This is a genomic window from Arthrobacter sp. PM3, assembly GCF_003352915.1.
GTDB lineage: Bacteria > Actinomycetota > Actinomycetes > Actinomycetales > Micrococcaceae > Arthrobacter.
In genome coordinates this window covers 3,406,409-3,420,553 of the sequence record NZ_CP022314.1, presented here as the reverse complement: position 1 = coordinate 3,420,553, position 14,145 = coordinate 3,406,409, and the positions used below count along the sequence as shown (strand labels likewise).

At 61.4% G+C, this 14,145-nt stretch carries 10 protein-coding genes and 2 pseudogenes; 5 read left to right on the top strand and 7 right to left on the bottom strand.

Features of this window, described 5'->3' with window-relative positions:
• Positions 1-145: 145 nt before the first annotated feature.
• Positions 146-1,150 carry an Lrp/AsnC family transcriptional regulator gene (locus tag CFN17_RS15570; protein ID WP_208748648.1) on the top strand — a complete coding sequence of 335 codons (1,005 nt, stop codon included), beginning with the start codon at positions 146-148 and terminating at the stop codon, positions 1,148-1,150.
• A 1,178-nt stretch (positions 1,151-2,328) separates the two neighbouring features.
• Here CFN17_RS15570 and CFN17_RS15565 read toward each other — a convergent pair.
• Entirely contained in the window at positions 2,329-2,526 is a 198-nt protein-coding gene (locus tag CFN17_RS15565; protein ID WP_208748647.1) for a DUF4357 domain-containing protein, read from the bottom strand.
• Between the two features lie 100 nt (positions 2,527-2,626).
• Here CFN17_RS15565 and CFN17_RS15560 point away from each other — a divergent pair.
• A pseudogene (locus CFN17_RS15560) lies at positions 2,627-3,330 on the top strand (IS256 family transposase); the annotation flags it as partial.
• A gap of 143 nt (positions 3,331-3,473) precedes the next feature.
• On the opposite strand, the gene CFN17_RS15555 reads toward CFN17_RS15560, so the two are convergent.
• Both CFN17_RS15555 and CFN17_RS15550 read right to left on the bottom strand, forming a co-directional pair.
• Complete coding sequence (locus tag CFN17_RS15555; RefSeq protein ID WP_208748646.1) at positions 3,474-3,902, bottom strand: hypothetical protein; 429 nt, start codon at positions 3,900-3,902, stop codon at positions 3,474-3,476.
• A 799-nt stretch (positions 3,903-4,701) separates the two neighbouring features.
• The gene (locus CFN17_RS15550) at positions 4,702-5,538 is read right to left on the bottom strand and encodes a hypothetical protein (RefSeq protein WP_208748645.1); all 837 of its coding nucleotides are present in this window, start codon (positions 5,536-5,538) and stop codon (positions 4,702-4,704) included.
• A gap of 449 nt (positions 5,539-5,987) precedes the next feature.
• Here CFN17_RS15550 and CFN17_RS20000 point away from each other — a divergent pair, with 449 nt between their 5' ends.
• Both CFN17_RS20000 and CFN17_RS15545 read left to right on the top strand, forming a co-directional pair.
• Positions 5,988-6,119, top strand: coding sequence for a hypothetical protein (locus CFN17_RS20000; RefSeq protein WP_261792219.1), 132 nt, complete (start codon positions 5,988-5,990; stop codon positions 6,117-6,119).
• Between the two features lie 152 nt (positions 6,120-6,271).
• Positions 6,272-6,601: pseudogene (locus tag CFN17_RS15545) on the top strand (YnfA family protein); the annotation flags it as partial.
• Between the two features lie 518 nt (positions 6,602-7,119).
• On the opposite strand, the gene CFN17_RS15540 reads toward CFN17_RS15545, so the two are convergent.
• Positions 7,120-8,076 carry a hypothetical protein gene (locus CFN17_RS15540; protein ID WP_222612638.1) on the bottom strand — a complete coding sequence of 319 codons (957 nt, stop codon included), beginning with the start codon at positions 8,074-8,076 and terminating at the stop codon, positions 7,120-7,122.
• Positions 8,077-8,924: 848 nt separating this feature from the next.
• On the opposite strand from CFN17_RS15540, the gene CFN17_RS15535 reads away from it, so the two are divergent.
• Entirely contained in the window at positions 8,925-9,311 is a 387-nt protein-coding gene (locus CFN17_RS15535; protein ID WP_208748643.1) for a hypothetical protein, read from the top strand.
• Between the two features lie 215 nt (positions 9,312-9,526).
• On the opposite strand, the gene CFN17_RS15530 is transcribed toward CFN17_RS15535, so the two are convergent.
• The 3 genes from CFN17_RS15530 to CFN17_RS15520 all read right to left on the bottom strand — a co-directional run bounded on the left by CFN17_RS15530 (position 9,527) and on the right by CFN17_RS15520 (position 13,656).
• A complete protein-coding gene (locus tag CFN17_RS15530) occupies positions 9,527-10,600 on the bottom strand; it encodes a DUF4041 domain-containing protein (protein ID WP_261792218.1) in 1,074 nt (357 codons plus the stop codon).
• A 311-nt stretch (positions 10,601-10,911) separates the two neighbouring features.
• Positions 10,912-12,021: a hypothetical protein gene (locus CFN17_RS15525; protein WP_261792217.1), complete on the bottom strand. Its 1,110-nt coding sequence runs from the start codon at positions 12,019-12,021 to the stop codon at positions 10,912-10,914.
• Positions 12,022-12,306: 285 nt separating this feature from the next.
• Positions 12,307-13,656, bottom strand: coding sequence for a BRCT domain-containing protein (locus tag CFN17_RS15520; protein ID WP_208748641.1), 1,350 nt, complete (start codon positions 13,654-13,656; stop codon positions 12,307-12,309).
• Between the last annotated feature and the right edge of the window lie 489 nt (positions 13,657-14,145).

Genomic DNA, 14,145 nt, shown 5'->3' with positions numbered 1-14,145 from the left:
GAAGTCCTCATCATCGTTCTTGTAGTGCGAATCACATCTCTCACACCCACTGTGCTGTGGATCAAGATTTCAGACAACGAAATCAGTACAGTTGGAAGAATCAGCCAACTTCATGGCCGATAAATCCGAGAGTTGAGGGGTTGTCATGGCAGCGCAGAACCCAGTCGTCGGGCCGAGTCCCCTGGACCGGCGGATCATCGCGGCGCTGCAGGTCGACGGCCGGGCGTCCTGGGCGAAAATCGCCGCCACACTCGGGGAACCTGAGCGAACGGTCGCACGGCGCGGCCCGGAGCTCCTGCGTCAGGGAAGGGTTCGGATCCGTGCCCTGAGCAATCCGCGGCGCTTCCGCCATACCGAGCAGTTCGTGCTGAAGGCCACCTGCACCCCAGGAACGGCCGGGATCGCCGCATCCGCCCTTGCACGCCGGCCCGATACGCTCTACACCTTCCTCCTCACTGGTTCGGCCGATTGCGCCGCGGAGATGTCCAGCCCGGTCTCCACGTTCTCGGACCTGCTCATCAGGGATATTGGTAGCCTCCCGGGGGTCAGCAGCGCATCCACCTACCCGGTACTGAACTACTTCCGCACCATGCACCAATGGGACCCCGGCGTCCTCACACCTGATGAGGTCGCAGCCCTTGGCGGTGACGCCTACGTCCAGGCCCCCACCGACCTGGGACAGGCGCCCCAGCTCGGCAAGGAAGACCGGCAAATACTCCGGACCCTCGAACGCGACGGGCGGGTCAGCTTCGAAGAGCTCTCGCGGGTCACCGGCCTGTCCGTGCAGACAGCGCAACGGCGGGTCGAAAAGCTCCGCAGCGAAGGATCGCTCTACATCCGGGCCGTCTTCGAACCTGCACTGCTGGGCCTGCCCGTGGAAGTGCTGCTCTGGGTCAAAGTACCGTTCCCGGACCTGGACCACGTCGGTGCCGAACTAACGCACGACCCGTCCGTGCGATACGCCGCCGTCCTGGCCGGCGACTTCCAACTCCTGATCGACGCCGTGTTCCCCAGCCGGGCAGCGCTATACGACTACCTGAAATCCGCCCCCTGGGTGAAGTACACCCAATCCATCGAACCCGCCGTCGTCATCGATGCGCTCAAAAGAAGCGGAACACTCGCCCTCTCCTTCGGCCAGGAAGCGGAGTGATCGCGGCACAGTAGCCGGCCGCAGCCCCCTGCGCCCGTGGAACAACCGGAGCCCGGATTGTTCCTCAAGAGCCCACCCTTCGGGTCGTTTCCCGGTCGGCCCAGCCCTTTCGGAAACCCGCGACGATCAGACCCCGCCCACAATAGTTGTGCAGGTGTAGATGGGTGAATGCGATCGATCGTTTGAGCGGTGGGGCGGTTGGGCGAAAAAGGAGAGAACTACGTCTCGTGATACCGACCCAAACAACCTGCCGAAGTGCGGTGTCGAAAGATTTGGAAGTCTGCCCGGCTCGGCGGAACTACCACGAAACTGCGACCGGCACCAAGGCGATTTCAATGACGGCATCGCTCATGTAGCCGGCGACTGCGGCATTCCGGGAGCGTGCTATTACTAGAGCAGTGCTGGATCCGTGACGAGGTGTGCCCGGCCTTCTTCGAGCCGGTACGCGACGCCGATCACGGCGGTCGAGGAAGCCTGGACCGTGGAGAGCTTGCGCGTCGCTGTCATGTCGCAATGGCCACTCCCAAGCAATGAAGGAGCAGATGCAGGCCAAGGAGGGACAAGCCAATGATTGACAATAGTCCCAATAAAGCAGACTTAAGTGTGCACAAGTACACACCCCTTTTGGCCTGACAAAGCAGCGCCTAACCCGGCTTCCTCACGTCAAGAACGCGCCGACGTCCGGTGGTTTCGGCGCCATGCCCCGAAGTCATGTCGCGCCAAGCCCTCCCATCTATGAAGAGGTGTAGGCCAACCACGACCTACCGGACGAACCAAAGAGAGGAATCCATGGCCTAGTAGAGAGCCAGCGGAGGGTCCACCTGCCACGACCCTGAACCCCCTCCCCCACAACCGAACAGGCCAACCGGCGGCCAGGCAACAAGCCGGCACCACACATCAGAGACTCGTGTCAACAATTGTCAACACCCGTTCAAGCAAAAACCCCCTCTGACGAGGGGGATTGCTGTGCCCGAGGTGGGACTCGAACTGCATTCCAGCCCCTGCAAACAGTGGAAACTCTAGAAATTATGTGGAATCCGAGCCAGTCCGGCACTTGTACGGCCCAGTCCGAAGGCAAAAGTGTTGACACTGTCAACACCTCTTTCTTGCCCAGATTCTTCCTCCATCTATCTCACTGCTGTCTCCCGAGACCGTGCCCAGACCCTTCGTTCCTGATGTCAGGTGTCGGAGCCGAGCGACTGGTCCTCCAGTTGCTGGAAGCTGCGCCCGTCCCCGGCCTTCCAAGTGATCCGTCCGTTGATGCTGCCGCCGATGACGATGGCACCCGCGGTGCTGGGGCTGCTGAACAGGTGGTCTTTGACGAAGACATACTCATCACCCCGGACCTCGGCAATGCCCTGTTCGACCAATGCCACGCGGCGGCGCGCCAATGAGGCCGAAAGGGATGGGCGGGCTGTGGACTGACCCCGTAAGGACGGGCAAACCCTCGGTGGTGGGTCTGGCCCGGGCGTCGGTGCCCTGGTCCTGAAGGTCCGCGTGGGCGGACGGGTGGTCAACATCCACGCCATGATCGCCACCGGCGTCAGTGCCGACGGGTACCGCGAGGTCCTGCGCATCCAGGCATCCTCGGCCGAGGACGGCGCGGGCTGGCTGGGATTCTTCCGCGACCTCACTGCCCGCGGCCTGAACGGGGTGAAGCTGGTGACCTCCGACGCCCACACCGGCCTGGTTGCGGCGATCGGGGCAGCTATCCCCGGGGCCGTCTGGCAGCGGTGCCGCACCCACTATGCGGCGAACCTGATGTCCGCAACCCCGAAGGCGTCGTGGCCGTGGGCGAAGACGCTGCTGCATTCGGTCTACGACCAGCCCGACGCAGGCTCCGTGCATGCCCAGCTCGATCGCGTGCTCGACGCTCTGACCGAGAAGCTTCCCAAGGCCGCGGACCACCTCGAGGCCGCGCGCGAGGACATCCTGGCCTTCACGGCCTTCCCCCAGGGCCTCTGGCGCCAGGTCTGGTCCGACAACCCCCAGGAACGGCTGACAAGGAAATTCGGCGGCGCACCGACGTCGTCGGGATCCGCCTCGTCGGTGCCGTCCTGGCCGAGCAGCACGACGAATGGACCGAGTCCCGCCGCTACCTCGGCCTCGACCTCATCCAGCAATCCCAAGCCACCGACACGAAGGAGGACACCGCCACCGACCTGGCGCTCAGCGCCTAACCAACCCAAGAATCACGCAGCCACCGCGTTACACCACGCAAATGGACTTGACCCTACCTTGCCCCACCCATTCAAGGCGGCGGCGACCTGCTCGGACGTCGACTTCTCCCCGCGAAAGCTACACATCGTCTAGCTGAGCGCCCTCAGGGAAGAGCTGACTTCGACTCCGTGACGATGATCCTGAGGCCATTGTCTGGATGATAAGTCCAGGATGCCTGGAACCTGTCCCAGGAGTCCTTCTGCGTGCCGTCAAGCGCTCGCGTGGAGTCAATCTCGGACACAACACTGTCCGGGATCTTTACCGCCTTCAGAATGCAGGCAAGATCCGTTATCGGTAATCCAACATAAGTGTTCTTAGGCTCGCCCTGCATGGTGATGGTGTATCCACCATCACCGATGCTGGCGTACTCGCCGCTCTTCACCTTGCAGGTATCAAGCGCTTGTTCGATTTGGGATTTTGTGGGCGTAGGTGAGGCAGATGGGCTTTGTGCGCTCGGTTCCGAAGTCGTGGCGCATCCGCTGAGTGAAATGGCCAGCAGGACACCACCGGCAGCCCCCAAAATTCGTTTCATGGGCAGAGCCTAACCTGAGGCCCGGGCGATTAACAGTTGAGTCGGGCGCGTGTCTGTCCGTTGGTCCGGCTCTAAGGAGCACTGGGGACCTGTGCGGCAGAGTGCTGAGGAACATTGGGAAGCCGCCCAAAGTGAGACTGTTCTTCTTACCTCCCCCGAAGGTAACATCCGTTCCTGACCGTGCAGGCATCTGCCGGGGCAGGCTGGGGAGCCCTCCCCTAGCAACGATGGGGAGTCATCATGCACTGCGACTTAGCAGCCATACTGAAGGTGAGCCCCCAATATGAGCAATCCAACCTGCACCCGGTGTTACGTGCAAACTGAAGAATGTTCTGTCTGCGACGGAGCCGGCGAAGTTAGAAACATGGGCATGTGGGAGCCAAGTCCGTGCTCTGAATGTAATGCGACTGGATACTTGTGTGTGGCCAACGACCACGGAAAATACTGGAATTGATCGTGAACCTCCTGGCAAGCGCCGACCTTACGTGCTGGCTCGTGCGACTTAGTCCAAGAGGCAGATAGCGCGGGTATTGCATCGTCCCGGGCAGTACGAATGAAGCCCCCTCGCGGCTGATGGCGGCAAGGGGGCATTTTCGTATTTGTATCTCTATGCGTAGCGGACGTTCTCTGTCTTCCATTTGGTGATCCGGGGCGCGACCCAAAAGCCGTAGATGCCGTTTCCGGTGGTGGCCGGGGTGCGGATAACCCCAACCATATGTGCCGAGTGCGTCGCGGAGGAAAGACCGGGCTCTCTCCGCGACGATCTATCAATTTTTGGCGGCCCTCACCTTGGTGTTGGTCAGCCGATTTTCGTCCAGTACCCGCAGCGCTGGGATTCGAAGCCTTCTCCGGCGTAGACGGTGACGGTGACCCCGTCAGGAGCGTAGCCGATGAAGTTGTTGGCGATGATGTCCCCGCCGCCGGTGGTCCGCGCCCAATAGCAGTCCTTCGCTCCGGGCTTGGTCCGGTAGGTACCCGGCTCCATGAACTTCCCCACGTCGTACGCCCCCGGGCCGACGGTAATCAGGGCCTGGACGTCCCGCAGAACGGCCGCGTGCGGGGCGTCCGGGCACATCGCGAGGGCGGCTTTGGCCTCCGCCTTCTTCGTATCCACCCGGTCCCAGGACCCGTCGGTGTAATCGGCATCCAGCTTGATGCACAATCCCAGCACGTGATCGAAGGTTTCGATCGGTGCGTCGAACACCCCGCCGCCGTTTGCTGCCACGAGATCCACGATTTTCTGCTCTTCGGGCAGTGTCGGCGGCTTATCGAGGGTTGACTCGCCGTCATAGAGGACTATGCAGCTGTCTGATCCGGTATAGCTCTTGCTGGCCCACACCTCTTTGAGTGAGTGGAATTTGGCTGGCTCGTCGAAGCCCAGGTTGGGGGCACATTCGATCTCGTACCGGGATCGGGACGGGCCCGCGGCCTTTCCGTTCTCCCCGGTGCGGCCGAGGTTGATCTGGATGTCCAAGGTGCTCGTGAGGGTGCCGGCGGTCGGGCTGGTGGAGACGACGACAAGGGACTTATCAGGGGTCGTGTTGATCGACTTCAAGCCGTCCGTGTCGTAGGCGTAACCGTAGAATTCCGCATCCATAAGAATCTTGTATGCCTCGGCGAACGTCTTCCCGGTCACGTCGGGCACCGGCCGGGACGCGTGCGTTCGGGTGGGTGTCGGGCTGGGCGACGGGGTCGCAATGGCCGTCAGGGTCGGCGTTGACGTAGCGGCAGCAGACTCGGTCGACAAGGCTTGCCGGGTCCCTCCCCCGCACGCGCTGAGGCCGGCAACAAGAGTGGCTGCCAGGACGGCACGGATATGGCGTTTCATGTACCCTCCGCTTCGGTAGCGCCCGTGGCATCCACCCCGGCGGCCGGGGTGCAGGGGTAGTCTCTCTGTGCCAGATGAATCACAGGGGAAGAGTAGGCTCCCGACATGGAGTTAACCTGCGGCCATTCGACGTCCCGCTGCACGAACAGCACAAGGACGTCGACGATTCCGAGCTTCCCATGGCCGCAACGAGAGGCAGCGCACCCGTGCGCCGACGACGACCGGTTCGAAGCACAGCATCCGGGAGCTCCGTCGCCATGACACTGGGCTCCATCACGGGGACCGTGATCGGCGGTGTCCTGCTGGGTATCGTTCCCAGCCTCGTCCTAATTCCCTTGCTCGTCCTGCTGCTGGTATTTTCCGCTATCAAAGTCTGGAACCACGACTAGCAATGGTGACCGTCATCGCAGGCAATCCTGCAGGCTGAGGCTAAAAGATGCCTTTCAGGCCGGGGCCGGTAGGCGCTGACACAGCAAAGCGCTCGCCCTTCCAAGGTTTCGGGCCCTCGTGGACTCTGCAAACCCCAGGCATGATGAGGATCATGACCATTGCAACGTCTGTTCTGCTCTTCATCCTGGCCGCTGTCGCTGAGATAGGCGGCGCGTAGATAGTGTCGCAGGCCGTTCGGGAGGACCGTGCCTGGTGGTGAGCCGGGATCGGCATCATCGCCCTGGGCCTGTACGGTTTCGTTGCGACCTTGCAGCCCGACGCACACTTCGACAGGATCCTGGCCGCGTATGGCGGCGTTTTCGTCGCGGGATCCCTTGCGTGGGGAATGGCCTTCGACGGGTTCCGCCCCGACAGCTGGGACGTCATCGGATCTCTGATCTGTCTTGCCGGGGTCGACGTGATCATGTTCGCTCCCCTGAGCGCCAATTTTCTGGGACGAGATCGGAGGCAACCGCAGCGCCGGGCGGTTCAGGCTGATTCCAAAGCCCAGCAGTCCAAGCTTGGGCGACCGTTGATAGAACACAAGTTCGCGGTCTGAATCTTTGCCCTCGGTGCCGATCACAAAGGCGCGGACCGGTGTCTTCGCATCGAGAACCGAGAACGAGAGCGATTGAGGACCATTGCGATGAGACATGACGACCGCCCCCGGAGCCCGATGGCACGGACTCGGCCAGAACCCGCTCGGGCCGTCAGGCGCGGACTCGACCAGAAAGTCAAGCTTTGTCAACAGCAAAAGGACAAAAAGCCTCTGACCTGCGGAAACACCGTGCCCGAGGTGGGACTCGAACGGCATTCCCTGGCCTGCAAACACTAGGGAGCCCCGAAAACATACGAGATACGGACCATCCTGCCCGACTACTTCCCGATCCGAAGCCCCAAGCGTTGACATAGTCAACACTTTGCCCGCGGCCACAGAATCACCAGAAGCCGATTGCCAACCTAATCCGTCACGAGTCTGGCGAGGGAACGAACACCGAAGGTGAACTGGTCAAACTTCAGCTTGATGTGACCATTCTGCAGCCCACCCGTGCTGCGAACGAGTTCATGTGCCTTGAGCTCCAGCAATTCATCCGGCACGAAGCGCGGTATTGTCCGACTCACCCATGGCCAACGATCGGCCTCTTCGCCCCTTTCAGCACAGTAATCATCAGGGAGGAATATTGGCTCGGACGTCACTTCCACGACGGCGTAGCAGTCCCGGGTCTGTGCGCAAATGACGACCAAGTCTCTTGGTCTGATGCTGGGTCGGCCTTTAGCCGGGCTTCCGAAATACCACTCGCCGCGCCATTGGTCCAGTGCCGGTTCACCGTACTCGGATTTCAGCCACAAGGTCCGGGTTTCATCACGGGCATCAACCAGCAACTGCTCAACAAGAGCCCGAGCAGAGTCTTTGTCCAAACTGCCCGAAGCAGGCGAGTTTGCTTCGCTTAGCTGACGGGCTTGCAGAAGAAGCTTCTCCAAGTCGTTGGCCGTAACTTCTCGACTGGGCCAAGTACTCATGGCTTCCCTGACTCCGTCTATCTGGGCAGCGCCCAGCTCAACACCTAGCTCGAAATTGGCAGCTTTCGAGCTGCCCAGCCCGGCACCGGTGAGGTTGGCTGATCCGAGGAAGCCACGGCTTCCAACAATAAACGTCTTGGCATGCAGCCGGTCAACATGGCTGACGTTGACACCGTTATGCTTCAGTTCAAACAAGCCTTCGACAGAGAGATAGCCGTTGGCAACCGCGGTCGGGTCCAGGCATGTGAAGAGATGCCACCTAAAATCTGACGCTTTACCGGCTGCCGCCAACCGCCTGCACACATCAGGGGAAACATAGGGGCTGGCTAGGAGCACATCGCCGTCGACCTCGTCGATGGCTCGATACAGCCAGTTTGCAGCGTTGGTTTGGACCAAACCCTCATTCATCACGATGACGACCCTACTGTGACTCACGGGCAGGTCTGGCGTCCAGCACGAGTGTCCCCACTATTGCGCTGCAAAAGTCCCTATTTGACGGAGCGCAGCAGCACATGATTGCTGCGACGCATAGCATCTGCAGCGAACACTTCAGCCCATACCAGGCAATGACGAAGCAATGCATTCGCTTGCAAGGGCTGTAGGGACGTAGATGCACCTGACAACGGCAGTTGGCATGTCCGGCGGGCGCATGAACGAAGTGCCGGTCCGCGCTGCAATGGCCGCTAACACCGCCTGAAACGGGCGCTGTCGGAGGAGCGGGGCTCGGACGGTCGCTAACTCCCGCGCGGAGTCTTCCCACCGCTGTAGATATCTGCAATCTCTTCGATCAGTAAGCCAACCTCGACGTTCTCCTCACTGCTTGCATCGGCCCTACGCCCATGACCGCCAAGACAGCTTCGAAAACATTGTCACCATCCGCAGGCGCTGTAATGAAAGCTCAGAGACAAGCGAGCAAGGCGCAAAAGGTAGTAGTCGAGCCGTGCAGCTTGATAGCGACGGGTTAGGCGGCTTCCCGGGAAGCATTCAGGCCCCACACCAGCACCCTGCCCTATCGAGGATTTGCGCGTCCAACTGGGCGCGGCCTTCCCTGTAGGAGGCTGCCTCGGTTTCGACGGCCTATGTTGCCTGAGCGGATGACGCTGGTACCTTCAGGGTCGCACCCTACGCTGTCAGGAGAGGATCAGGATCGACTCAGCCTTCTCCCTGGCATGTCACAGAAGGCTTCTAGGCCCAGCCTCCTATAAAGTCATCGTGATCTTTACACCAAATGGGGAGAAACCACATTGAAAAAAGCAATACTTCTTGCTGCTGCCATCCTCGCACTGACTGGCTGCGCCGGCCCGAGCTCCTTCGACGCCAAGGGAACAATGACACTCGGCATGGACGGGGTTACCCAGTACGCGCCCGGCGGTGGAGAATGCAAAGGCTACCGGGGATATGCCGACATAGCGACTGGCGCCCAAGTGGTAATCACGGCGGATGGAAAGACGGTGGGTAAAGGGGAGCTGGGTGAGGGGAAGTACAAGGGTGGATGGTGTGAGTTTCCATTTACAGTTTCGGACATCAAGGCCGACTCCAAATTCTTCAGCGTCCAGGTCTCGCACCGCGGCACCATTGAATACACGCGGGAAGAACTGGAGAAGGGCGTAAGCCTCTCGCTGGGTTCATAACCACAATTCATTAGTCACAGACGGCGCCCCATCTCTTCTGACGTGGGGCGCTTTTGTTGCAACAGAAGGGCCGCGTTCCTCGCCCATCCAGCATGACGGCCTAATATGGGTCGCCAAGTAGACTAGCTGCGGTAGCCGGGACGTGGTTCGCATTGAGCACCGTGCGAGTTCGTGAAGGTGCGACAGCTGCATATAACGTTCCGTCTGTTTTCTCGTCAGCTCGATGTTTCTAATCCGCCGTCTAATGCCCTTTGCTGGGGAGGCCACGCGCCCAAAGACTGGAAGTATTCGGTCGCCTCAGCCTCTTCCGTGAACTCCAGGAGATTACCGACCTTGCCTGCTAGGACGTCGCGCACTTCGGCCGGTGTGGCGAAGAAGAACTCCTTCCGGGCGTTCGCCTGATTCACGGCGCGGTCTGCGAAGTGACGGTGTAGATCGGCTTCGAGGGTGACGGCATCTTCGGAGAAGTAGATGGTGTGGATGTCGAAGCGGAAGGGGACAGAGGCTCCGCTGAGCTCGCTGACACGGTCCGTGGGGTCGAGCCGGCGGGTAAGTCCGATCTTGACGACTCCCTTGCCGAACGCTCCTCGGTTGGAGATGACGTAGACGTAGCCAGCGCGGATGTTGGCTGCGCGGTAGTCGTTCTCCGCGATCGCCTGGTCGATTTCGGCGAGCCGCCGGACGAGGTCCTCATTCGTGGTCCCGGCAGCGGACAGGGTCTCGAGCGTCTGCGTGAGCAGCGCGCGTTCCTTGTCGAGCCGGGTACGTTCCTCCGCGAGCTCTTTCTCCACCCGCCGTTCCTCGCGGAGCCGGGCCCGCTCTTCGCGCTCCCGCTCCTTCTCCTCCTGCTTCATCATCAGCCAGTCAGCCGTCAGCTCGATCTCCTCAACGCGGAGACGATGGTACGCATCGCTGATGCGCATCTGCATTATCGCTCCCAATCGGGCGATCGCGACGCGGGAGGCTTCCAGCCGCCGCTTGGCCGTCTGAACGTTGCCGGCCTTCAGCGTGCGGATGCTGTTGTCGGCTTCGGCGTTGTAGGCGCGGAGCATTAGCTTGGCAAGGTCTGCGGACATCTTCCGACCCTTGGCCAGCGAGTTGTCGAAAGTGAACATGTTCGACGTCTCGATCGCATGGCCGTCGCGGATCAGAGCCGCCGCGCGGGACTCGACGTCTTGGAGGCGTGGCAGGTATGCCGCGGCGTTCTCAAGAGGGTGGTGGTACCGGTAGATGCCGACTTCCTGCAGCACCTTCTGGTCATCGAGCTGAACAACGGCTTCAGACGCCACGGACGCGTCCTCGAGCAATCGGCGGAGTCTCGCGTTCTCTGCCTCGAGTGCTTCGAGCCTCCCCGTTGACGTCTCACCCCCGGAACCAAGGGCGCCCGCCTGCGTTGTCTCTTGCGCGAGCTCGGCACAGTCGGGATCCGGCATACCGGTGGGCTTGTCGGCCGCTGTCTCCTCGCCGTCTGGGACCCAAAGCTGCCAGCCCGGCGGCGGTGGAGGCCAGGAGCTCGGAGGCCTCCAGCCCGCAGGGGGCGTCCACCCGGCCCGTGCGGGCGGCCACCCAGGGGCGGGGTTGAACCGCAGGCGCTCCAGGCTCATGAACGACGTACGCCGACGGGATCCACCGCTGCCAGCGCCGAGGGGTTTTTCGACACGGCAGCGCCGAGGTGCTGGAGCGTCGCAGCAGGGACGACACCAGAGAGGTCGAACTCCAGGAACGTCTCCCGGTGTGAGGTCACCGCGACGAGCGGAATGAACGTGCTTCGCCCTGTCGCGGGGTCCCTCGTCTGGGGGCCGACCTGCAGGGAGACCGCTTGGATGAGGCCCTGGCGGTCGGACTCGAAGATCTCGTGCAGTGATCTAATCGCGACCTGGTGCACTGCGGAGGCGTAGCGATTGTTCGCTTCCGTCTTCGACAGCTGGGCCTCGGTAATCTCGTCGCTGGCCTTGACATACCTACAGGCCTTCACGGTGCGGACCTGGTCCGGTGCTGGCACAGCGACAGTGAGCTTCAACTCAGCCGTATCCGGGTCGAACTTGGCCTCGTGCTGAACGGGAAAGTGGTTGGGATAGAGGGAGTTCGCCAGGACGATCCCGACGTACTCCTCGACCGCGTCGGCCACCCCATAGCCAAGGGCGGCCTCAAGGTCGTCGATGGATGCGTTGTGCTCGGCGACCTCCTTCTCGCGCTCCTTGCAGTCCCCCTCATAGCGGGAAATCTCAGCCTTGAGCTGCTCGAGCCTCTTCTTCTCGAAGGCAGCGTGCGTCGCTTTAAGCGCAGCCTCCTTTGACGGGATCGAGTCCCGGTACGCCGTCCACTCCCGCATGGCCTGCTCATACTCGGCCGCGGCCTCTTGGCGAGCCGCCTCGAACCTCTTCTTCCGGCCGAAGAGTCCCGTCGGAGGCTCTGGTTCGCGCAGGACCGGAGGTGGGGGCACCTCGATGGGTCCAGGAACTGGGTTCGGGCGTTCCAGTTCGGGACGGGGGAACGGCGGGTGCTGCACTATCCGCTTCAGCGACTGCAGGTCAACCCAGTCGTCTGACTCCAGGGTGGCACCAAGGAGGCCGTCGATCTGCGCGTACTCGTTAGCTAGGTCCTCGTTGAGCTGCTCGGCCAAGGCCTGTTGCGCCTCGACGTGCGCGGCCTTGGCCTCCTTCTCGAGCCGCTTGCGGTCGGCCTCAGACGCCCGTTCCGCTGCCGCCACCGCCCGAACCGCGGCAGCCCGCGCCCTTTCCGCCCTTGCCTGCGCCGCCGCTGCAGCCCGTTGAGCAGCATTCTCCCGCTGCTGAGCCAACCGCTGCTGACGTTGAATCTCTGCAAGAAACCCGCGACTCCGCGCCATTCCAACCACCCCCATAGAAAAACGGACCAACGACCACTTTAGACCGTCGAATTGCGGAACTGATGAAAGCTGAATGCTTCCTCCAGCGGCGTTTCCTGCGTCCCGCCGAACCCATACCAGATTCAGTTGGCGGATGAAGTAAGGGGCTTAGCTCAGGCGTTCAACAGCCGCAAGAAGATCCTCATAGCTGATGACCGGTACGCCCATACTCGATGCCGCAACTGCCTTCGTGTTCGGGCTGCCGCCGGGAGGAGCCACAAGCGCCGTAGTAGTCGAGGTGACGGAACCTGCGACGCGGAGTCCGACTCCTTCAGCCAGCTTTTTCCACTCGGCCCGGGACTTCTCGGGGCCCGAGCCAGTGAAGCAAACGGTATCGCCACGTTTCAGTATGAAGTCGGAAGGCGGCAGGACCGGCATGGACCTGTTCCGCTTCCAATCCTCAATGAGTTCGCGGTCAAGGGTGATGGCGTTGGCCGCTTCGATGTAGTCTCCCAGGCGAACATTTATGGGTGCGCTGTCGTCCCACATCTCGGTCCATCCGCTGATTGCCCGGTCTGTAGGTAGGCCCGTAGCGGGCCACGGCAGCATGGCATTGAGGACCTCTTGTTCAACCCAGAAAGCAGCACCCCGGTGCGGTACTTCAATGAGCTCAATCAGCTGGCCACCGGCAAGCCGGTGCCTGTCCAGGCGTGAATCGTTGCCGCTGTTCGTGATGCCGACCTTATATGCGTGCCAACGCGGAAAGTGGAAGAGGTACACGCGATGAGGGCTCGATGGATCCGCGGCGCCATCACACACGTAGCAGGGAACGGCGCCCCTGTTGAGGCGACGCATGGAAATTCGCCTGGGTGTCTCACAGCGCGCGCACCGGGCAGCTTGGACAGTGTCGGTTCCTGCCTCTGGTTCCGCGACGGACATGCCATGGGACGAGAACCCGACAACGACATCGGAGGCGCAGATCCCTTTGTTGCGGTTGTTACAAATCGGGCAAAGGCACCAGTGACCAGATAGCTCTGCGGCCAAACGGCCGGGCAGCTCTACGTGCTCGTAGCCGCAATTAAGGCACTTGATGGCAACGGGGTCCATGCCGTCATTGTGTTCTGCGGTATCGAACAATAGGTCATGGTGGAGCATTCCGACGGTCGCCTGAATGCGCTCCGTTGGCCACCACCATCTCCTCACCGATGCTCGCACCGCCGTGTCTGTGGCGAGCAGCTCCCGGTCTGCCTCGCTGGGTCCAGTCGGCGCCTTCAGTGCCGCAACCACGGCTTGATCCAGTTCTGTCTTCGTCCTGGCGCGGTTTTGCTCTCCCCATTCGCGCCAGTGGCACACTCTGCAAACCGGGCCGTACGGCCGCTGATCGAGCACGTACTCGAATCGGTAGGGCAAGCGAGATTTGCAGGCGATGCACTCTGTACGGCGGTAGGACTTGCGGTCAACAAAAGGCTCGAGGGGGATCAGGCCGCCGACACGAAAAAGCTGGTCGATGCAGTCCAAACACCAGGAAGGTCTGGTGGCGGTCCTAAATGCCGCAAGCTTGCCACAGCCTTCAGTCGAGCAGACCTGCGTAACCGTCCTTGCCATGATGCTGTCCCCCGAAATGAATTTGTGTATTGGCACCCTACCCTGCGAGGGCTACGGGGTCCCAGCCAGTGTACGGCGGAGCCGCATCAGGTCCCAGCGACGTCGTGATCACTTTTCATAATGGTCAGCGGCCTCATTATCAGTTGGCGTATTTGGCCCTTTTTTCGGTTGGCATCAACAGCAATTCGAGGTCGGTTCAACCCAGTCAGAGGCGCAGAGTGTCGACCGGGTCAACAGGCCGTTTTCATCCCCTTGAGGTTTATTAGAACAACGGTCCGGGCTGCTAATGAGAGGAAAGTCGCACGTTGACACTGCAGGTGCCCAATTAGAGGCCGGCCCGACAGAACTGACATGATTACAGGAAGAACCCAGCCGCCGCAAGCTGACCCTAAGAAGAAGGTG

Bases quoted from the DNA above. Each gene is read 5' to 3' on its own strand.
- CFN17_RS15570 (WP_208748648.1), top strand. From the start codon at position 146: ATGGCAGCGCAGAACCCAGTCGTCGGGCCGAGTCCCCTGGACCGGCGG.
- CFN17_RS15555 (WP_208748646.1), bottom strand. From the start codon at position 3,902: ATGAAACGAATTTTGGGGGCTGCCGGTGGTGTCCTGCTGGCCATTTCA.
- CFN17_RS20000 (WP_261792219.1), top strand. From the start codon at position 5,988: ATGACACTGGGCTCCATCACGGGGACCGTGATCGGCGGTGTCCTGCTG.